The 20,452-nt window shown below is 50.1% G+C and carries 17 protein-coding genes; 11 read left to right on the top strand and 6 right to left on the bottom strand.

Features of this window, described 5'->3' with window-relative positions; genetic code table 11:
• Nucleotides 1-13: 13 nt before the first annotated feature.
• Nucleotides 14-1,324 (top strand): hemolysin family protein, encoded by a 1,311-nt coding sequence (locus Pan241w_RS11455; protein WP_145215344.1) that lies wholly within the window; start codon nt 14-16, stop codon nt 1,322-1,324.
• Nucleotides 1,325-1,343: 19 nt separating this feature from the next.
• Here Pan241w_RS11455 and dusB read toward each other — a convergent pair whose 3' ends face one another.
• On the bottom strand, nt 1,344-2,426 hold the full coding sequence (dusB, locus tag Pan241w_RS11450; protein WP_145215341.1) for a tRNA dihydrouridine synthase DusB: 1,083 nt from the start codon (nt 2,424-2,426) through the stop codon (nt 1,344-1,346).
• Nucleotides 2,427-2,730: 304 nt separating this feature from the next.
• Between dusB and Pan241w_RS11445 the strand changes: the two genes are divergently transcribed.
• The 3 genes from Pan241w_RS11445 to xerC all read left to right on the top strand — a co-directional run bounded on the left by Pan241w_RS11445 (nt 2,731) and on the right by xerC (nt 5,241).
• Nucleotides 2,731-3,894, top strand: coding sequence for a hypothetical protein (locus tag Pan241w_RS11445; protein ID WP_145215338.1), 1,164 nt, complete (start codon nt 2,731-2,733; stop codon nt 3,892-3,894).
• 105 nt (nt 3,895-3,999) lie between these two features.
• Nucleotides 4,000-4,230: a hypothetical protein gene (locus Pan241w_RS11440; RefSeq protein ID WP_232101029.1), complete on the top strand. Its 231-nt coding sequence runs from the start codon at nt 4,000-4,002 to the stop codon at nt 4,228-4,230.
• Nucleotides 4,231-4,335: 105 nt separating this feature from the next.
• On the top strand, nt 4,336-5,241 hold the full coding sequence (gene xerC, locus Pan241w_RS11435; protein WP_145223356.1) for a tyrosine recombinase XerC: 906 nt from the start codon (nt 4,336-4,338) through the stop codon (nt 5,239-5,241).
• A gap of 65 nt (nt 5,242-5,306) precedes the next feature.
• Here the strand turns inward: xerC and Pan241w_RS11430 are convergent, their stop codons facing one another.
• A complete protein-coding gene (locus Pan241w_RS11430) occupies nt 5,307-6,299 on the bottom strand; it encodes a Gfo/Idh/MocA family oxidoreductase (protein WP_145215335.1) in 993 nt (330 codons plus the stop codon).
• Between the two features lie 168 nt (nt 6,300-6,467).
• Nucleotides 6,468-7,571, bottom strand: a complete 1,104-nt coding sequence (locus tag Pan241w_RS11425) for a calcium/sodium antiporter (protein ID WP_232107474.1) — start codon at nt 7,569-7,571, stop codon at nt 6,468-6,470.
• A 232-nt stretch (nt 7,572-7,803) separates the two neighbouring features.
• Here Pan241w_RS11425 and Pan241w_RS11420 point away from each other — a divergent pair, with 232 nt between their 5' ends.
• Together Pan241w_RS11420 and Pan241w_RS11415 are read left to right on the top strand one after the other, a co-directional pair.
• Nucleotides 7,804-9,078 (top strand): ornithine cyclodeaminase, encoded by a 1,275-nt coding sequence (locus Pan241w_RS11420; protein WP_145215329.1) that lies wholly within the window; start codon nt 7,804-7,806, stop codon nt 9,076-9,078.
• A 104-nt stretch (nt 9,079-9,182) separates the two neighbouring features.
• On the top strand, nt 9,183-9,545 hold the full coding sequence (locus Pan241w_RS11415) for a cupin domain-containing protein (RefSeq protein WP_145215328.1): 363 nt from the start codon (nt 9,183-9,185) through the stop codon (nt 9,543-9,545).
• Between the two features lie 6 nt (nt 9,546-9,551).
• On the opposite strand, the gene Pan241w_RS11410 is transcribed toward Pan241w_RS11415, so the two are convergent.
• The 3 genes from Pan241w_RS11410 to Pan241w_RS11400 all read right to left on the bottom strand — a co-directional run bounded on the left by Pan241w_RS11410 (nt 9,552) and on the right by Pan241w_RS11400 (nt 14,901).
• Nucleotides 9,552-10,280, bottom strand: a complete 729-nt coding sequence (locus tag Pan241w_RS11410) for a Swt1 family HEPN domain-containing protein (RefSeq protein WP_145215325.1) — start codon at nt 10,278-10,280, stop codon at nt 9,552-9,554.
• A 212-nt stretch (nt 10,281-10,492) separates the two neighbouring features.
• The gene (locus Pan241w_RS11405; protein WP_145215322.1) at nt 10,493-11,956 is read right to left on the bottom strand and encodes a DUF1501 domain-containing protein; all 1,464 of its coding nucleotides are present in this window, start codon (nt 11,954-11,956) and stop codon (nt 10,493-10,495) included.
• A 44-nt stretch (nt 11,957-12,000) separates the two neighbouring features.
• Nucleotides 12,001-14,901, bottom strand: a complete 2,901-nt coding sequence (locus tag Pan241w_RS11400; RefSeq protein WP_145215319.1) for a PSD1 and planctomycete cytochrome C domain-containing protein — start codon at nt 14,899-14,901, stop codon at nt 12,001-12,003.
• A gap of 334 nt (nt 14,902-15,235) precedes the next feature.
• Here Pan241w_RS11400 and Pan241w_RS11395 point away from each other — a divergent pair, with 334 nt between their 5' ends.
• The 5 genes from Pan241w_RS11395 to Pan241w_RS11375 all read left to right on the top strand — a co-directional run bounded on the left by Pan241w_RS11395 (nt 15,236) and on the right by Pan241w_RS11375 (nt 20,445).
• Entirely contained in the window at nt 15,236-15,580 is a 345-nt protein-coding gene (locus Pan241w_RS11395) for a 4a-hydroxytetrahydrobiopterin dehydratase (protein WP_145215316.1), read from the top strand.
• Between the two features lie 36 nt (nt 15,581-15,616).
• Entirely contained in the window at nt 15,617-17,029 is a 1,413-nt protein-coding gene (locus Pan241w_RS11390) for a DUF6513 domain-containing protein (protein ID WP_145215313.1), read from the top strand.
• 97 nt (nt 17,030-17,126) lie between these two features.
• A complete protein-coding gene (gene pabB, locus Pan241w_RS11385; protein ID WP_145215310.1) occupies nt 17,127-18,626 on the top strand; it encodes an aminodeoxychorismate synthase component I in 1,500 nt (499 codons plus the stop codon).
• Between the two features lie 24 nt (nt 18,627-18,650).
• Entirely contained in the window at nt 18,651-19,232 is a 582-nt protein-coding gene (locus Pan241w_RS11380; protein WP_145215307.1) for an anthranilate synthase component II, read from the top strand.
• A gap of 268 nt (nt 19,233-19,500) precedes the next feature.
• On the top strand, nt 19,501-20,445 hold the full coding sequence (locus tag Pan241w_RS11375; protein ID WP_145215304.1) for a thioredoxin family protein: 945 nt from the start codon (nt 19,501-19,503) through the stop codon (nt 20,443-20,445).
• Nucleotides 20,446-20,452: the final 7 nt, after the last annotated feature.

Below are 20,452 nucleotides of genomic sequence, written 5' to 3'. Positions count from 1 at the left end.
ATTTGCAAGATTTATGGTCCCGCTGATATTTGCTGTTTTAATTGCATTCACCCTGTTCGCAGGCGTATTGGGTTTTTCTTTAAGAGATTTTTCACGAAGTCGCTTAGAAACGCTCTGTAATGAAGCAGGCGTACCGGACCGGTTCAGTGAAATTCTGAGGTCACATCCTACGATTTTGCTGGCCGCTGATTTCTCCTATCTTTCCGGCGTCATTCTGATTTCGGTCATTCTGACCAGACAATATATCGATATCCCCAATGATTTCAGTTCGATTGCTGTAACCGTTCAATTTGCGTTTCAAATGCTGCTGGCCCTTGTCATCGGAATTTTGTTCCTGATGACCGTTCCCTGGACGATTTCCCGGATTACAGGAGAACGCTTCCTGCAAAAATTCTGGCCTGTCGTACGCTGGTTGCCTGTCTCCCTGACTCCTGTAATCTGGCTCTCATGGAAAATTGATGGTTTTTCTCATCGTCTGGCAGGCAAAGAGGAAAACAAAAATGGACGGGAAGCCAATATCAGCGAAGAGATTCTTTCAGTCGTTGAAGAAGGCGCGCGAGGCGGGATCCTGGAATCGGAAGCCGGTAAAATGATTCAGCGCGTGATGGAACTTCAAGATGAAGATGTCGCTGCCATCATGACCCAGCGCATGGATATGGAATACATCTCTGTCGATGCGACTCTGGACGAAGCACTCTTAAAGTTCATTGACGTCGGCCACTCGCGGATTCCCGTCATCGGAGAATCAACCGATGATATCATAGGGATTCTGTATGCCCGAGAACTGCTGAAACACTATTCGAAGGAAAATCAGAACTCCAATTCTGCGGATAAGCTGACGATCAAAGATCTGATGTTTTCTCCGTTCTATATCCCGGAAACAACGGGCATCGATTCATTACTGGAAACCATGCAGAAAGAACATGTCCACATGGCAATCGTCATTGATGAATATGGGGGCGTTGCCGGCCTGGTTACGATGGAAGATGTACTCGAAGAAATCGTCGGTGATATCGTCGATGAATTCGATGACGAAGAAGAGCAGATGATTTTCGAGCAGGGCAATAACATCGTCGAAGTCGATGCCCGGGTGCATATCGATGATCTCAACGAACACTACAACTACGATCTGCCTGAAGGAAAAGACTTTGACACCATCGGCGGATTTGTGATTACCCAAATGGGAAAGGTGCCTCAAACAGGCGATTCGCTGACCTGGCAACAATTGCGAATTGATGTCCTTGAATCCGACGAGCGAAAAATCAGCAAGCTGCGCATCGAATTAGATCCCTCACTCGTCGAGGAACTCGATGCCGATACTTAGAGGGCGTTCACTCTGAAACTTACCAGCGTTCGACTGGTCCACCGGGCACGGGAATGTGCATCTCCGGCAAAACACCACTTCGCGAACCGGACGTCGGCCCCTGGGCGGAAATTTTCTTGATCGCGGCATCGAACTCTTCCAGGCTTTGAGCACATTGAAATACGTGCCGTAAGGCAGGTTTGACCCGCATCGATTTCAAATACCAGTGTCCCATCTTGCGAAACATGGGAAGTGCCCGCTCTTCTGTCGTCATTTCCAGCAGATAACGAAACTGTCGTAGTAACAACTCCAATCGCGCATCGAAATTTCCCGCCGGATCACATTGCCCGGTTTGTTCCCATTGGAGCAACTGGCGAAAGATCCAGGGATTTGCCAAAGCACCGCGGCCGATAGAAACGCCGGCGCAACCGGTGGTTCTCAGCATATAATCCGCATCAGCAATGGAAGTCACATCCCCATTGCCAATCACCGGAATCGATTCGACGGCTTCCACCACCTGCCGAATTCCATCATGATTGACCGAGCCGCGAAAACCCTGCTCGCGCGTTCGCCCATGAATGGCCACCGCAACCACGCCGACCTGTTCAAACTCCCGGGCAAAAAAGGGAGCCGTCAGGTTCTGATCATCCCAACCCAACCGCATTTTCACCGTAACGGGGATCTTGACGGCTTCTACCACAGACTGGACCAATGACACCGTATCATCAGGACGACACATCATACTGGCGCCGGCCCCCCCTTTGACAATCCGATTCACAGGACACCCCATGTTGATATCAATGGAATCAACGCCTCGTGCTTCCAGCAATTGAGCCGCTTCGCTCATCTGCTTTGCTTCACTTCCGAAGATCTGTACCGCAAACGGGGAATCTTCGGGACAGGTCTGGATCAGCTGCAGCGTCTTATGACTCCCTTCCAGCAAACCCCGTGCATTGACCAGATCCGTCGTCGCCAGCCCCACACCATCTAGTTCACGAACAATCCGGCGAAAGGGTAAATTCGTATATCCGGCTAAGGGAGACAGCAAATACCGGGACTCCAGCTGCAAAGAACCATAGCAAAGCGGAGGGCGAGGATCGGGTTGGGGCGGCAGTGATTTCATTGAATTCGCATCGTATCAAAAAGCGTAATTTAAGTCATATAGAGCATCTTAGCAGTCATGTCAGGCTCTGGAAATAGTCACCTGCAACAATATCTGAGGCGACCCGGCTCTCGAATCAAAGGGGATTCACTCAAATGTAAAGATAGGAAGATTGCTAAAAGATTTCTCATTGAAGTTACTCTGCCGGTTATGCCGATAAGGTTGATATCGATTCTTTCTGGCTTCATTTTTTGGGAACCGTTCGGTGCTGACTCGCATTTTCACATTGCTAATTTGTCTCTCCAGCCTGTCAGGGTGCGTCATCATGCGGACCTCTGTCACGAATCCCAATCCGAAGCTGAAAACAGTCGCGATCGCCCCATTTTTCAATCTGAGTCAGGAACCAGATGTAGACGGACGCCGTTTTGCACTCGCTTATTATGCCGAGTTACAGAAAGTCCCCGGATTCCAGGTTTTACCGGTCGGCGTCGCGGAAGTCGCGATGGTGGAACATCAACTGCAAATGAATAACCCGGACGATGTTCTCAAGCTGGCAGAAGCCTTGAACGTGGATGCGGTTGTCATCGGTGCGATCACCGATTATTCCCCCTATTATCCACCCCGGATTGGCATGCAGGTTTCCTGGTATTCTCCACATTCACAGGAATTTATACCGGGACTCCCGTTACTGACGGAAGAACGGCATGCGAAAAAGTCCATCCTGAATCAATTCTTCAAAAGCGATCGTCTGGCTGCTAAAGAAGCCCGAAAAGAAGAACACCAGATGAACCGTGAAGTGAGACAGGCGTCTCACATGGAACGCAAAGCAGAAAAACAGCAGCAGAAAATCAATCGAAAGCTGGGCAAACAAAACTGCCCGGAAGGTGACTGTCCCACCGGACCTCAAATTCCTGCTGTCCCTGAAGATACGGTCTTTCGTGGACAGTCAGCTGAATCACTCGATACCTGGCCTTATCCCAAAAACCAAACCGGAATCATCCAGGCGTATGCACAAGCCAATCAGGGCGCACAGACAAAAAGCCCCGTGGTCCAGGCCCCGGTGTCAGACCTGACTAAATCCAGACTCTCACTCAAGAAACAGCCAGTGATTGCTCCGAAACCAACCACAGCGGCTCCCCCCACAACAGCCCCTGTGGACAATCTCAAGCAACAAACTCCTTTATATACGAAGCAACTCGATGACTACTGCCCTCCTACGGTATCCACCCATACCACGACCGTTGACCCCCGACAACCGTTTATGTCTTACACACGGCTGTTTGATGGGTCAGATGCTGCTCTCGTAGCTCATTTACGCGATTACCTTGAAGTCAGCGGCGACCGACGCAGTGGGGGCTGGGAAGCCTATCTACATCGGAGTGAGGACTTTATACGGTTTACATCGCATTTAATGATTCTAGAGATGTTAACGCTGCATGGCGGACAAGCTCAGCATCAGCTCATCTTCAAAGTAAGAAAATACCGATAATCCCACCGCTCGACTGCCGATATTAAATATTGCGGTTTAAAGAGCACTCCCAACCCATCCCGTCTCTGACTCCAGTGCTCTGACAAATAAAAAAGGACTGCCACAGTGAAACAACAAATGAATGTCGTTGCATTAGTTAAAGATTCAGAACGCTATGTCTTTCTATATGATGATGAAAGCTCTTCACAGATGCTCCAGACATTGGGGCAATATGCGGCTGACAAGGACCTGAGTTTCACCTGGTATGATGCGGCTGTCATGAGTCAGAAGGTACGCAAATTAAGACGGGAAGCAGAACTCGAAGAACAATCCAGGCGATTGCGCAAAACGGCTTGAATCCCGAACCACGGAATTCACTCGCGAAGATCTTCTCACTCGACAAAGCCTTACATCATTCATTGAAGCCCTATGATCTCTTCGCAACCTATCCGGTCAATTGAACTGCATGACGCGATCGACAGCTTTTTGCGATATCTGCAAATCGAACGAAACTCGTCCGATCTGACGCTTAAGTCTTATGCGGAAGACATGGAAAGCCTCGTTGAATATCTGACCGAGTACGAAGAATCACTTTTACCTCCGGACCGGATCGGCATCAGTGAATTACGTCGCTACGTTGCCTACCTCCACGAGTGTCAGTACGAGCGAACCACTATCGCCAGGCGGTTAGCCTGCCTGCGGAGTTTCTTCCGATACTGCTGCCGAGAAGGGTACACCAAAACCAATCCGGCCAAGCCACTCCGCACGCCGCGCACCGGTCGAAAATTACCGCATTTTTTAACGACAGACCAGATTGGCTCTCTGCTGGAAGCCCCTCCGGCCAACAGCAAAATGGGGCTCAGAGATCGTGCCATTCTCGAAACCCTGTATTCCGCAGGTCTGCGTGTTTCCGAACTGGTGGCCCTCAACCTGAGTGACTGGGATCAGGATGCCAATATTATTCGCGTCCTGGGCAAAGGCCGCAAAGAACGTATCGCTCCCATCGGCAGCTACGCCGCCAAAGCATTGAAATACTGGCTCGAAGAACGAGAAGCCAAACCCAAACCACACCCCGATTCGGACGCGATCTTTCTCAATCGGTTAAAAACCCGTATTACTTCGCGGAGTGTGGGCCGCATGCTGGAAAAATATTTGCTCCAGACAGGGCTCGACAAAAAAACAAGCCCGCATACCTTGCGACACAGTTTCGCCACGCATCTCCTGGATGGCGGCGCAGACCTGCGTAGCGTACAAGAACTGCTGGGACATAAAAGCTTAACCACAACGCAAATTTATACCCACGTCAGCACCAAACGTTTGCGCGAAACGTACGAAAAATCTCACCCGCACGCACAGCGCTCTAAGTAGCCGTCCCTTTGTTTTAGCGGGCACTGCACTTTGTTTCAGCACGGCAGTAACACGAGAGATTCATTTCAGTCTTTGAACTTAGTCACATCGAGCGACTTGCCTGAACTCAGACTTTCACGCGACAGCCGCACCAGTTGAATCGCCTGACAAACATCCCGGATATTGGGAACCGGAATGATCCCCCCCACCGCGCGCCGGCAAAAATGATCCAGCATCACTTCCAGCTCCCGTCGATCGCTTTTGAGCGACTCTGTCATGGAAGACGATTCGTTTTCCCAATGAATCTCGTCAGGGGAATGAAATTCAGCCAATCCATTTCGACAGAGAATCTGATGCCGGGGAAACAGTGGCTCTGTTTCTCTCTGCTGAATTTTGATTTTGATCAACGCAAAGCGTTCCGCCCCCGTCACCGGGTCTGGCAGGAATTCAATTTTAATCTGCCGATGATCTTCCGATCGATCACTCGAATCGGAATGCAAGGTCGTTTGCACTTTGACTGGTTTGGTGCGCATGACGTAACAACACCAGTCCATTAATCCCACTAGAAAATCGGTTTCATTCTTTTGCCCGGGGACTTCTACCTGCTGATCTTCCGCGGGACAACAGGTCTCAATCTGAATCGAATTTGGCTTTCCCAAACGTGTGACGGCTAATTCGAAAAAACGACTGGTAGCTTGGGAATAACGGCGGCTGAACTCTGGCATCAGCGTGACTAACTGTTCCGCTGCGCGAGAATGAACCCGTTCCAGCAGATCCAGATCTTCCCCTAAACTGCCGGCGATATATACGGGCCGATGCTGCTGACTGAGTAGCTGGAGCGGGTAATGATTCATCCAGTCTGAATGCAGAAGCAGAAATGCATCCAGCGGATAGCGTGAAACGAGACACCCCATTCCCGAAACGGCCGCTGCATTCCAGTGCGTGGCAACTTGTTCCGCGCGACTGCGAACCGGATCATAGACTGCTTTGATCTGGATTCGCTGATCAATCGCCCGCAGTGCAGGTTCATAGCGCTGTTCCCAATATGGGCCAAGCCCTATAATTCCAATTCTGACCATAGCGGGAACATTACTGATTTGGAGAACAAATGAAACAAGTGTGAAACTCAATGAGCTGACAGGCAAATTTGCAGACGATCTGCCTGATCTCAATGAAACAACTCCAGATTGGATATGATATTCTCAAATTGACTCTTGAATCAAGTCTTTACTTCTGGAGAGACTCTTTTAACGACCAAACCAGAACGTCGCAACGACTAAATACCCCACATAAACAGTCAACAGAATAAAACCACTCAAACTGGAGATTTGCTTGCGTCTCCAGGAAAGCCCCAACATTGCCAGCATCAAGAAGATCACAACAGGACCATCCAGGAGCACGGTCTGTTTCTGGATCGGTAATGGATGGATCAACGCGCACGTTGCGATGACCATCGTGATATTCAAAACATTGGCTCCAATGATGTTTCCGGTTCCCAATGCACCATGGCCTTTGACCACGGACAACACTGAGATGGTAAACTCAGGCAGGGAAGTCCCCACTGCTAAAATTGTCAAACCAATCAGCAATTCTGAAACTTCAAAATAACGGGCAACCTGTACGGCATTGGTGACCAGCAGCTTACTTCCCCAAAGCACGAGAAAAGCACCGCAGAAAAAGGCGATCCCTAACTTGAAACAATAGACCTTCATGTTATCGACTTCCGGCGGTTGTTCCTGCTCTGCACCGAAGTCATGTCGCGAAGCCATCGCCACCCGTAAAGAAAACAGGATATAACCAGCGAGGACACACAGCAAAATTCCCGCCTGCCAGCGCGCGATACCAAACTCGGCAGGCTCACCGGCTTGTGTCACAGCTCCGCCCGTCGAAAACAGACTAAACAACCAGACCAGAACGCCGGAAAACAGCATAAAAAAACCGGGCCCTACGATGGTTAACCGTGAAACTGGAATTCCGCTCTCCGTTTTTCGCCGCCAGGCAAGAAATCCCTTCAACAGAGCACAGGTTCCAATGATCAAACCGATATTACACAAACAGGACCCGAGCGCATTGCCTACTGCCAGGTCCCCTTTGCCGGAAACGGTACTGGTAACAGACACCATTAACTCCGGGAACGTTGTCGACATACTGACGATCGTCGCACCGATAATTACAGGGGGAATGCGGGTTAATCTCGCAATCTCAACAGAACTATCAGTGAACAGGTCTCCGCCTTTGGTAATACTGAGCATACCCAGTAAAATGAACAACAGACTGATCAGAATCGAAGCAGGGGCATCCAGACCGGTAACCAATCGAATAAAATCAAGTGGCTCCAAGGCCATCATCATAAAATACAAGCGACTACTCCTGTGTCGTTTCCGGGGTGCTGATTTAAGTCTGTCTGCAAAATATTAAAAAGTAAGCAAATAATATGATAGTCATGACGGCAAACATTATTTTGAGAGTATTCTTTTGGGAAATAAAACGTAAAATAGAACGATAAGATCATTGTTTTTCTGATGTTCCTCTGTCTTTTCAGACTGTCATGTCAATTAGATTTCCAGCCAAGGATGAACGCCCATGAATCATTCAGATCAGTCTGCTTCCGAGACCCCATCATCTGAGACCTCTCGTGTCAGTGAAGAAGTCGAATTACAGGGACATATTATTGACAGCCTGCTGTTACCAAAAATTCTGGATGAGATCACCGTAATGGGAGGGGATTTCTCCATCAACGATATCTCCATTGGCCAACTCCGATCAGACAGCAGCCATGCCCAAATCACAGTCTCTGCCGAGGATGAAGAAACGCTTGAGAATATCCTGACGCATATCGCCCAGCACGGCGCAACTCCCGTTGAACAACACGACTGTGTTCTCGACACCGCGGATATGGACGGGGCGTTTCCGGAAGGATTTTACTGTACGACAAATCAGCAGACAGAAATTCGAATTGCAGGAAACTGGATCGCCGTTGATTTACAGGAAATGGATTGTGGGATCGTCGTCAGTCCAGATCAAAAAACGGCACATTGCCTGCCGATGTCAGACGTGACCAAAGGGGAACTGGTTGTGACCGGGAACCAGGGAATCAGAGTGATTCCCACCGAACGCAGCGCTCCTGAAGTTTCCGGTTTCTCTTTCATGCACAGTACTGTCTCCAGTGAAAAACCGAAAGGAGTCACAGTCAAAGAGATCGCCTCTGAAATGCGGCGCGCGAAAGCAGGCGCTGGCAAAATTCTAGTTGTCGCCGGTCCGGCGGTCGTGCATACCGGCAGCAGAGATTACTTTAGCGAACTGATCAGAGAAGGATATGTGAATCTGCTCTTCGCCGGCAACGCATTGGCCACACATGACATCGAAGAATCCTTCTATGGAACCAGCCTGGGCATCTCGATGGAGCATGGCGGCTCCAGTGAAGAAGGACACGAACATCATCTACGATCCATCAACCGGATTCGTCGCTTAGGCAGTATTCAAAATGCCGTCGATCAAGGCGTACTGAAATCCGGCATCATGTATGAATGCGTCAAAAATCAGGTTCCGTATGTCCTGGCAGGCAGCATTCGCGACGATGGCCCCTTACCAGACGTCATTACCGATTCCATCGCCGCACAACGTAAGATGCGCGAAATGGTGCAGGGGGTCTCGTTCTGTCTGATGATTGCCACAACCCTGCATTCCATTGCTGTCGGTAATTTACTGCCAGCCAGTGTGAAAGTGGTTTGTGTCGATATCAATCCAGCTACCGTCACAAAACTCGCTGACCGCGGGACATTTCAGACTGTAGGGCTGGTAACAGATGTGGAACCATTCTTAAGAGTCTTACTGGATGAAATCAATCAGCTGGAATGATTGTTTTCTTTCGTAGTCACTCCGCTATAATAGAGGCTCATAGAAGGAATTCGCCGATCTTACTTCACGCTCAATTGCTGACTGATCCACCTGGGGATATTTGAATGCCGGAATCAACACAGAAAAAATATCATATCGCTGATTTTTCCCAAATCGAGGGAACACCCTGTCCCTGTGGAACCGCACGGCGTGCCTTTGCCGATGTGCCCGAATTTCCAGGCACGTTGCACGTCACGGAAATCTCAGAGGATGCCGAACTGCACTATCATCGCAAACTGACGGAAACCTATTACTTCCTGGAATGCGGCAAAGATGCGAAAATGCAACTGGATAATGAATTCATTCCCGTGCATGCAGGGATGTCAATTGTGATTCCACCGGGAGTTCGCCACCGGGCCATTGGTTCCATGAAGATCATCAATATCGTCTTTCCGAAATTTGATCCGGAAGATGAATGGCTCGATTGAGGTCCCTTATGCCGGGAGATCTTCATTGCAGTAGGGACACGCTTCGCCGTAAATGATCTTGCCACAGTTGGTGCATTCATGCGCGCCGTAGGTCGGTCGATCGGGAGTCACCCAGCGCTGATAAGCGAGAAAGACAAATACACAGGCCACAAATACTGCAAACAAAATCGCCAGGCCACCGGTTCCAAAAGAAAAGAAGACGACTAAATCGATGGCGACGGCGCAAACCAGAAAGATGATGGCATCGCGCATCCGCTCGCGACGCTGATCATCCGAGTCGATCACAATCTGTTCCTGGTATTGCAGGATCTGATGCAATAATTGGTCGCGTTCTCTCTGCAGCTGTCGGGCTTCCTGTGTGGAACCTGCTGCGGATAAGAGCCGGGCAGCAGTATCAAGGATTCTCAGCGTATCATCGGTACTGATCTGACTCTGATGCGCCCAGCGATTACGAAATTCCCTTAACTCGCCGACATAACTTCGCTCAAGTGGAGTCAGCCGATTACGAAAAACGCTGTTCCAATGATCCCACAAAATCAACAGCGTGGAATGGGCGTCCCAGCGGATCGCCTCGCCTTCGGGCTGTGAGGTCAGGGGAGAGTTTCGGAAACTCTCTTTCGCACGGGCGATCCAGTCATCCTGGTAAACGGCTTTCATTTCCTGCTCGATAATGGGGTACAGACCGGTCCCCAATACTTCGAGAGTCAGTTTAATGCGCTCGTTATCACCAGCCACACGCTTTCCCCTTTAACTGTCTTGGTTGCAGGAATTCAACCTTGAGAATCACACAACAATAATTCAGACACAGATACACATGAACAATAATTCCCTACTATTGGGAACAGGTCAAGCATCTATCTGCCATAAATTAAGTAAAGCGAGGGATTTATTTGTCCAAAGGCAAGCAGAAACGTTTTAATCAGACTGTCACTGTTCGAAACAACACATTAAGCGATGAGATCTTCAACCACGCGACCATGCACATCGGTCAACCTGAAGTCACGACCTGCGAATCGATAGGTTAATCGCTCGTGATCAAATCCCAGCAACTTCAAGACAGTGGCCTGCAAATCATGAACGTGAACCTTGTTTTCCACAGCAGCAAAGCCGAACTCATCCGTGGCACCATATGCCTGTCCGCCTTTGACGCCTCCGCCGGCTAACCAAACGGTAAATCCATGATTATTATGATCACGGCCATTCATCTTCCCGGCATTCGCGCCCGGTGTCGGCAGTTCCACAACGGGAGTTCTTCCAAATTCGCCGCCGCACATCACGATCGTATCCTGCAACAGGCCGCGTTGCTTGAGGTCTTTGAGTAACGCGGCAATGGGCTGTGCACACTGATCCGCCAAGCGCCGATGTCCCTTTTCAATTTCATCATGATTGTCCCAGGGCTGACCTGCACCGTGCCAGAGTTGCACGTACCGCACGCCCCGTTCGACCAGTCTCCGGGCAATCATACACTGTCGGGCATGCACCCCTTTGCCATACATCTCATGAATATGCTCGGGTTCCTGATTGATATCAAATACATCCGACGCCTGCATCTGCATCCGATACGCCAGTTCAAATGACTGAATTCGGGATTCCAACGCCGATTCTTCAGCACGAGCCGCCTGATGCCGACGATTCAACGCCTGTAACAAATCAAGCTGACGACGCTGCTCAGGGAGGGCCAGCTTTTTATTCTTGATGTTGGAAATCAGTTTTTCGATATCGGTATGCTTGGTATCGATATGCGTTCCCTGATAAGCCCCGGGTAAAAAGGCCGAGCGCCAGTTGGCCGATTCCGTAATCGGATATCCGCCAGGGCACATCACCACGAAGCCGGGCAGATTCTGATTTTCTGTTCCCAAGCCATAAGTCACCCAGGCCCCCATACTGGGACGAGGTTGAATCAGGTCGCCACAATTCATCATCATTAAAGAAGGTTCGTGGTTGGGCACGTTCGTGTACATTGATCGAACGAAGGCGATGTCGTCAACACACTCGCCCAATTGAGAAAAGAGCTCACTGACTTCCAGACCGCTCTCCCCATACTTTTTAAATTTGAAAGGCGAGGGGAGAGACGCCCCCGTTTTCCGTTCGGTACGCAGGTTTTGGGTCGGCAACATTTTCCCGGCATATTTTGCCAAAGCCGGTTTGGGATCGAAGGTATCGACCTGCGAAGCCCCCCCATTCAAAAAGATGTGAATCACATGCTTCGCTCTGCCGGGAAAATGAGACATCTTCGGAGCCATCGGCGATTCGGTACGTCCCGCTGATGCACCCGCAGCCTCATCGAGTAATCCCTGTGAGGCCATTAACGATGCCAGACCTAATGAACCCAACCCCGTACCGCAGCGCTGCAGCATCTGCCGCCGCGTAAAAATCGGATCACAATTAAAATGTTGATTCGTGTCAGCCATGGAAACAGGCTCCTGCAATATGAAAATGTTTCTGATTCACTCAATTAATCAACGAACATAAATTCGTTGGAAGTGCAAAGCACTTGTGCATATTTTTCCCAGCCACTCATGCGAGCGGGTGTCTTGATCTGATCGCGATGATGCGTCAGGAAGTTTTTCCCCAGTTCCATTTCTTCCGCCGTCGGTTTGCGTGTCAGAACCCGCTGATAGAGGGCTGTAATCGCAGTCTCCACGCCTTTTTCCTTTACCAGTTTTTCCAGGTCCAGATCCTTGACCAGTAAGACTGATTGCTCAATCAACAGGGGACTGTTCATCGCAAACAATGCCTGTTGAGGCACCGTCGTATAAGGCCGTTGCGCGGTGCTGGATTCCACATTGGCAAAATCGAACGTGCGAAAAACGTTGGGTAGATTATTTCGATCCACAAAACTATACACAGTCCGTCTCGGGACCGTAGGAATCTGATCAATCAGAAAACCCCTGCCTTCGGCTTCATCAGAAAGCTGCCCGGAAACAAATAACAAAGAATCCCGCATCGCTTCAAAGCCCAGACGCTGCGGAGAACGTTTCCAAAGCAATCGATTATCTGAATCAATCAGAGTCGCTTTTTCGTTGTTCTGAGACGATTGTTGATACGTCGAAGAAAGCATAATCAGTTTATGTAACGATTTGACAGACCAGCCATTCTCCATGAACTGTGCAGCCAGATAATCCAGCAATTCCGGATGGCTGGGAGGATCGCTGCGGACACCAAAATCACTGGGAGTCCTGACAAGTCCTTCACCAAAATGATGCATCCAGACCCGGTTCACAAACACACGTGCCGTAAGCGGGTTGTCCTTGGACGCAATCGCTTGAGCCAGTTCCAGACGACCGCTTCCTCTCTCAAATGGCTTTCGTTCTTCCCCAGCCAGAATCTGGAAAAACTGGCGGGGGGTTTTCTCTCCACGTCGCCCGGGATTTCCCCGCAAATGAACATGAGACGTCACCGGCTTATCCTTGTCAAACATCACCATCGCTCGCGGCGGAGCGCCTGGCGAAGTTACATCCAGTGTTTCGATCTCTTTCTCGAAGCGACGTACTTTATCGCGTTGCGCCCGATTGAACATGCTTTGTACCACATCATCACTGGCCGCTGTCGGACATTCCGGGTCATATAAAATTTGACGCAGCTCTTCGGCATCCGCATCAGCAAGTTTTGTCGGCACGGCCGCTTTCTTCGTTTGGGCTTCCGCAACCGCCTTCACCCATTCCTGCTCGACCTGTTTGAACACGCTCCCATAAGCGCGACAGATATCATAAACGGACTGCGGCGGATTCGTTTTCAACGCATGAATCACCAGTCGATTGATTCGTTTTTCCGGCTGAGTTTCCGCTTCCTGCTGAGCCAGCTTTTGAATTACCTCAGCAGCACGCGCAGGAAACTCGCCTTGAGGGACTTTGATCTTCGTCAATTCCATCCAGGCAGCAAAGACCGGACGATTTGATTTTGCTTTGCGTGCCAGGAACGATCGCCAGAGATCAACATAACGCCGATGCGGCGCATCCTTCTCATACTGAGGCTTCACATCTCCCTGAGACAGCTTCTCTCTTTCCGCAACCGCCTGTAACACATCAGCGACTTTCAAACGGGCATCGACTCGGAATTTCTGAGCTTCATCCCGAATATAATCATCTACCTTTTTCTGACGCTTGGCCCGTTCTGCCTGATAGACTTTGAACTCCGCTTCCGATTTTGACTTCCCAATTAAAGGCAGTTCTTTTTCTTCCGGTTCATAACTACTGACGAACACACCATACAGCGAGTAGTAATCCTTAATCGGAACGGGATCAAACTTGTGATCGTGACAGCGGGCACACGAAGCCGTCAAACCCAGCAAGCCACGCGAAACAAGATCGATGCGGTCATCGGTAATATCATGAATATTCCCGCGATAACGACGGCCCACGGTTAAAAATCCGAGTGCCGCCAACGAACGATCATCGCCTTGCCGATCCAGTTGATCGGCCGCCAGTTGCTCCTGAATAAAACGATCGTAAGGGAGATCTTCATTGAATGCACGAATCACATAGTCGCGAAAAGTATAGGAATAGGGATAACGTCGTTCTGAAGTAAACACGTACCCTTTCGTATCCGCATACCGGGCCACATCCAGCCAATGGCGGCCCCAGCGTTCGCCATAGTGAGGCGACGCGAGTAACCGATCGATCAACTTTTCATACGCGTCAGGCGACGCGTCATTCGCAAAGGCTTCGACTTCTTCATATGTGGGCGGGATACCAATTAAATCAACAGTCGCACGCCGAATTAACTTTCGTCGGTCAACGGGAGGGGAAAGAGACAGGCCTTTCTCTTCCAGACGCGCAAGCACAAAGTGATCAACGGGTGAACCGACGCGCTGCTGATTTTTGACTTTGGGTAATTCCGGTTTCTTGACCGGACGGAACGACCAATGATTCTGGGACAGGGTCTCGAAATCATAAGCACCATTTGTAGGGACGGCTTTGGCATCCTTTTCAGAGAAAGGCCAGGGGGTTCCCATTTTGACCCAACGGGTCAACGCAGCAATCTCAACCGGAGGCATTTTGCCTTCGGGAGGCATCTGGCTGTCATCGTCATGATATTGAATCACCTGAATAATGCGGCTCTTGAGCGGATCTCCCGGCACCACAGCAGCCCCCGTGTCGCTGCCTTTCATCATCCAGGCATGCGAATCCAGACGCAGACTGGCTTCCTGTTTTTTCGCACCATGGCAGGCATAACACCGCTTGACCAGAACCGGCCGGATCTCTTTCTCGAAAAACTCAACCTGCTCAGCAGGGATCTTTTTGTTATTCGCTGCGTTGACGAAATCGGGCACCGAAATCACAAACAGGATGAGAACCGATAGCAGGCACATGCCTGAAACCAAAGGCGATTTCAACAGAATCTGAAGCCGCTGCATTTTCCAGTTCTTTCTCAGCTAAAACAGTGGTGGGAAAAATTGGGAGGGATGAGATTCAACTTGTCGTCAAACAGGCTAAATCCCAGTGCTTCTATTCTACTCTACCAGATGACGAATGGGTAGTCAGTTTTTTGCACTTAATCGTTGTGAATCATAGAGTTAGTGAAGTTTGAGTTCACCCGCATTCTTAAGGTTGTTATGAAATTAGAGAAGTGCCCGCCATTTAATTACTTGCCCAATTTCATTACAGTTGCGATATGACTACTATCGACGGAATGCTGCCCTGATTTCAATTTTTAGTCCCGCAAAAGAGTCCAACTCAGGAGAGGTTACCATGACAGAAGATCAGGTCTTGTCGGAAGAACAAATTCAGGAATTTCTGAACACCTATCCGGAATGGGAACTTCGCGATGGCTGGTTGAGACGAAAATTTGCAACGCCTGGCTGGCCTCACACGTTAATGCTGGTCAACACGATTGGCTACCTGGCGGAAGCAGGTTGGCATCATCCTGACTTAAACGTGGGCTATGCCGCGGTCACTGTGAAACTTCAAACACACCGGGTCCGCGCGATCACAACCAAAGACACCGCTTTGGCTCAAAAAATCGAAGAGACAGCCACCTGGCAGCCGGAGGAAGACTCAGATCTCGACGGATTTCCGAAACACTGGGTTCACTAATCAGGATGGAGACACAACGTTGAAGAAAGACCATCGATGAAACAGGAACGCATCCTGTTTGTAACAGGCAGGCTGGCTGAATATTCGTTGCGCCAAGTTTTGGACAAACTCGCTCCGCAGGTCGAATTCGAATACGAAATCTGCGTTTTGAACGTTCAAGTCGCCGCTCTGATGCATGTGCCTCTGATCAAACGCCGACTCACCGTCCCCGAAGGCATCGACTGGGTCATGCTGCCCGGTTTATGCAAAGGCGATCTCCAGGTGCTCACGGAGCACTTTGGGCTCCCCTTTAAACGAGGACCCAAAGATCATTTTGACCTTCCCGAATATTTCGGACAGGAAGGCAAGCCACCAAAAGATCTCACCCAATTTGATATTGAGATCCTGGCCGAAATCAATCATGCCCCGTTTTTATCCGATGCAGAAATTCTGCAGCAGGCAGAACATTATCGGCAAAACGGCGCCGACCTGATAGATGTCGGTTGCGTACCCGGCGAAAGCTGGAAGCGGGCAGGGGAGGTCGTGCGAATGCTCGTCGAGGCAGGACACCGCGTTTCGATTGACAGTTTTGACAGGAAAGAAGTCGAGGCGGCAGTCAAGAACGGGGCAGAACTGGTTCTAAGCTGCAATCACTCCAATCTCGACTGGGTCTCCAAACTGGGTGCGGAAGTGGTCGCGATCCCCGACCTTCCCAGCGACTTCGATTCCTTGCATGACATTGTGGACCAGCTGGTTTGCGCAAAGACTCCGTTTCGAATTGACCCGATCCTGGAACCAATTGGCTACGGCTTCACTGCATCTCTGGAACGATATTATCGAGCGCGCAAAGAATTCCCCGACGTCGAAATCATGATGGGCATCGGCAATCTGACCGAATTGACGGAAGTCGACACCGCCGGAATGAACGTCCTGCTGGCGGCACTCTGTCAGGAACTGCAAATCCATAGTGTTCTGGCAACGGAAGTCATTAACTGGGCACAAAGCGCGATCAAAGAATTCGATCACGCGCGACGGCTGGTCAAGTATGCGATCGATAATCAAAGTCTGCCGAAGCACATTGATTACCAGCTGGTCATGCTCAGAGACCCCAAACTCAAAGAACTGGGGGCAGAGGCGTTACTCAATCTGTCTCAACAAATTCGGGACCCGAACTACCGCATCTTCGCTGAGCAGAATCAATTACACGTCATGAACCGGGATGGCTACTGGAAAGGGACCGATCCTTATGAATTATTTGATCAGTTCCAGGCTGCCAACCCCAAAGAGCTGGACGCCTCGCACGCCTTTTATCTGGGCTATGAGATGTGTAAAGCGATGACAGCCTTGACGTTGGGTAAGCAATACCAGCAGGACCAACCTCTCAATTGGGGATTTTTAACTCAGACCGAAATCAGTGCGCAGGAACGCAGACGCCAAGAGGGAGAGGAACCCCAATGCGGACCTCGCTGATGATTCCTTAACCATCCGACTTATGTTATACTCGCTCCGTCCATTGCGATGACTGTTCGTGTGCTCGCAACGCGTTTTTGTGTGAAATCGATCTACCATGTCTGGAAATTTATCTCAGGATCTCTCTCAGCTACCCCAGAAGCAGGGGAAGCAGGCAGCAAGCGCACTCCCGCTTGTGGAAGAGATTCTGCCCTGTCCGGATCTGGAGCAGCTCTTTCTGGAATTCTCCGGTGATGAAGGTCTGTTAGTCTTAGACAGTGCCAGACAGACTTCCACTTTAGGCCGGTTTTCCTATTTAATGTCGACGCCGCTCAAACGCTTTCAAATCCAGCAGGTACAGTTCGCGGTCGATCCCTTTGAAGCGATCCGACAAATTCATGCAACGCACTCAGTCGATTCGATTCCGGGACTACCTCCATTCCAGGGAGGATTTGCCGGCCTGCTGTCTTACGAACTGGGTCGCAGTTGGGAACAGTTCGCCCGGGCCCCCTTTGATGAATTTCAACTGCCTGACTTAGCGGTCGGTTTTTATGACTGGGTGATTGCCTGGGATCACAGCCAGCATCGCGCGTGGCTCATCGTGCAGGGATTTGATCAACGTCTGGAAACACAGAATGCAGACATCGCATCCTCGCGACTGAACCAGATCAAGGCACGCATCGACGCGGCTGAATTCAACAGACAAGATCGCCTGACGGCGCTGTCACAAAGTCGATTTGCTCAAATGGACCAGCTGCCGCTCGATCAACTTTCGCCTGTGTTTCCGCTAGAAGGGAACGAGGAGATACTGAGCAATTTCAGCAAACCTCAGTTTCTGAAGCAGGTGGAACGGATCATCGAATACATCTATGCCGGTGATATCTTTCAGGCCAATTTTTCACAACGTTTATTGACCCCGAGCAAACAGCATCCGGCAGAACTGTATCTGAATTTGCGTGAGAAAAACGCGGCTCCCTTTGCCGGCTATTTTGGCTGGGATGACTGGGCCGTGGTCAGCGCCTCGCCCGAACGATTTCTGAATGTGTCCGGCGATGAAGTCGAAACCCGTCCGATCAAGGGAACGCGTCGCAGAAAGTATGTGCCTGAAGCCGACCTGTTGACACGAGATGAACTGCGCGAAAGCGAAAAAGATCAGGCGGAGAATGTCATGATCGTGGACCTGTTGCGAAATGATCTGTCTCGCGTCTGTCAGGCCGGTTCGATTCGTGTCCCGCATCTATGTGAAGTCGAAACGTACGAAACCGTGCAGCATCTGGTTTCAGAAGTCAGAGGCCAACTCAAGCCGGAAAACACCGTCTGGGACCTGCTGGCAGCCTCGTTTCCCGGCGGTTCGATCACCGGCGCTCCCAAGGTTCGATCGATGGAAATCATCGCGGAACTGGAGCCCACGGTTCGCGGCCCTTATTGCGGCAGCCTGTTTTACGCCGGTTTAAACGGCGAATTTGACAGCAATATCCTGATTCGTACCTTCACGATTAAAAACGGCTGGGTGCAATTTCCCGTCGGGGGAGGCATCATTGCCCAAAGTCAGCCACGGCTGGAATACGAAGAAACGTTGCACAAGGCGGCGGGAATGATTTCTGCACTGCAAACTTGATCGACCGTTCTCAGAAATAACATCATGATCCTGATTATTGATAATTATGACAGCTTCGTGTTCAATCTCGCTCGTTACTTTGAAGAGCTGGGACAACAGACGCGCGTCATCCGCAATGACCAGCTCACATTGGATCAAGCAGAAGATTTAAACCCCGCCGCCTTAGTCCTTTCCCCCGGCCCGTGTACACCCGAGGAAGCAGGACTCAGTCAGGATCTGGTCAGACACTTTGTCAATCGAGTTCCCATTCTGGGCGTCTGCCTGGGACATCAGACCATCGCTGCCAGCTTTGGCGGGAACATTATCAAAGCCCCCAAGCCCATTCATGGTCAGACCTCGTCGATTCACCATCAAAACTCCCGTCTGTTATCTAAACTCCCTAATCCGTTCGAAGCCACACGCTATCACTCGTTGATTATTGACGAAGCCACGCTTTCACCGGATCTGCAAATCACAGCCAGAACAGCAGAGGGAATTCCGATGGCCATCGAGCACAAAACCGCGCCGCTGTTCGGCGTACAGTTTCATCCCGAATCGATCTTAACCGAATGCGGTCTCTCATTAATTGAGAGTTTCCTCTCCTTTGTACCTGCACACTCTTCCTAAAAAAACAAGACGCAGGCTACTGAAAAGCGACGGTCCGGTTAGTAAAACTGGTTCAAGTTTACTTCCTCTGGATCAAACACCTCCGTCATGATGTCCTGTTTTTTTCAAATCCTCACCTCCCATTTCAATTACTGTGTAATACTTCACAATAACCTACCCCCATCCAACCGATAAACAAACAAGAGATCAGAGCATCGATGAATCTGAGATCAGCCTGACTGAGCGCAATCGCGTTCATGTATTCAAAGCGATTTGCGGGGGCACTTGCATGCAATTAACCAGACAGTTTTCAATCAAACAAACTTTATCGATTATGACAATCACGTTCTCTCTGATCGTGATGTCGATCAACCAGTCTCTGGCTGGTGAATGGATGCATGATTTTCGCGCCGCGCAAAAACTGGCGCAGGATAAAGATCTTCCGCTCTTACTCCATTTCCATGCGTCCTGGTGTGGCCCCTGTCAGCAAATGGACCGATCGGTACTAAATACAAAAGCCGTCAAGAATCAGTTTGGTAAACGGGTGATCGCCGTCAAAATTGACAGCGATGAAAACCAGGAGATTGTCAATCGTTTTAACGTTCGTTCTCTCCCCAGCGATGTGCTCCTGACACCCACAGGCACGATTATCTCTCGAACAGACGGAATGCAGCCCCAGCATACTTATTTGAGTTTCTTAGGCCGCGGTGCGTCTCGATACGAAAACGACCGCCGCGTTTATCTGGCACAAAAAAGCAAACAGGAATTGATGCCGCGAAAAAACGAGGAAACAGAAGCGGACGATTCAGTTGAAAATCAATTTGCGACTCAAGAACCAAAGTCATACGTCGCCACCATGCCTTCAAAAATCGGTCTGGAAGGATATAGTCCCGTCTCTTTGACGCGAGACCGTAAATGGAATAAAGGCCAGGAAGAATATAGCTGGCCTTACCAGGGAATTACGTACCTGCTGGCCAGTAAAACGGAACTGGAAATCTTTAAGAATGATCCGGGACGTTATGCCCCGCAACTCTTAGGCTGTGACCCCGTGATTCTCAACAAACAGGACCGTGCGATTCCCGGAAATACCAAATACGGTGCCTACTACGATCAGAACCTGTATTTGTTCATCGACATCGAATCGCGCGAAGAGTTCAAAAAGAACCCGGATCGATTCAGTCGCACCATGCATGTGCTCAAGTTCAAATTGAGCGATGGAGCCGTCTTACGCTGATACGAAC

The sequence above is a fragment of the Gimesia alba genome (genome assembly GCF_007744675.1).
Classification (GTDB): Bacteria; Planctomycetota; Planctomycetia; order Planctomycetales; family Planctomycetaceae; genus Gimesia; species Gimesia alba.
This window is presented reverse-complemented; position numbering and strand designations above follow the sequence as displayed.

Bases quoted from the DNA above. Each gene is read 5' to 3' on its own strand.
- Pan241w_RS11395 (WP_145215316.1), top strand. From the start codon at position 15,236: ATGACAGAAGATCAGGTCTTGTCGGAAGAACAAATTCAGGAATTTCTG.
- Pan241w_RS11455 (WP_145215344.1), top strand. From the start codon at position 14: ATGGTCCCGCTGATATTTGCTGTTTTAATTGCATTCACCCTGTTCGCA.
- Pan241w_RS11375 (WP_145215304.1), top strand. From the start codon at position 19,501: ATGCAATTAACCAGACAGTTTTCAATCAAACAAACTTTATCGATTATG.
- Pan241w_RS11400 (WP_145215319.1), bottom strand. From the start codon at position 14,901: ATGCAGCGGCTTCAGATTCTGTTGAAATCGCCTTTGGTTTCAGGCATG.
- Pan241w_RS11420 (WP_145215329.1), top strand. From the start codon at position 7,804: ATGAATCATTCAGATCAGTCTGCTTCCGAGACCCCATCATCTGAGACC.
- Pan241w_RS11430 (WP_145215335.1), bottom strand. From the start codon at position 6,299: ATGGTCAGAATTGGAATTATAGGGCTTGGCCCATATTGGGAACAGCGC.
- pabB (WP_145215310.1), top strand. From the start codon at position 17,127: ATGTCTGGAAATTTATCTCAGGATCTCTCTCAGCTACCCCAGAAGCAG.
- Pan241w_RS11380 (WP_145215307.1), top strand. From the start codon at position 18,651: ATGATCCTGATTATTGATAATTATGACAGCTTCGTGTTCAATCTCGCT.
- Pan241w_RS11405 (WP_145215322.1), bottom strand. From the start codon at position 11,956: ATGGCTGACACGAATCAACATTTTAATTGTGATCCGATTTTTACGCGG.
- Pan241w_RS11445 (WP_145215338.1), top strand. From the start codon at position 2,731: ATGCGGACCTCTGTCACGAATCCCAATCCGAAGCTGAAAACAGTCGCG.
- Pan241w_RS11415 (WP_145215328.1), top strand. From the start codon at position 9,183: ATGCCGGAATCAACACAGAAAAAATATCATATCGCTGATTTTTCCCAA.
- dusB (WP_145215341.1), bottom strand. From the start codon at position 2,426: ATGAAATCACTGCCGCCCCAACCCGATCCTCGCCCTCCGCTTTGCTAT.
- Pan241w_RS11390 (WP_145215313.1), top strand. From the start codon at position 15,617: ATGAAACAGGAACGCATCCTGTTTGTAACAGGCAGGCTGGCTGAATAT.
- Pan241w_RS11425 (WP_232107474.1), bottom strand. From the start codon at position 7,571: ATGATGATGGCCTTGGAGCCACTTGATTTTATTCGATTGGTTACCGGT.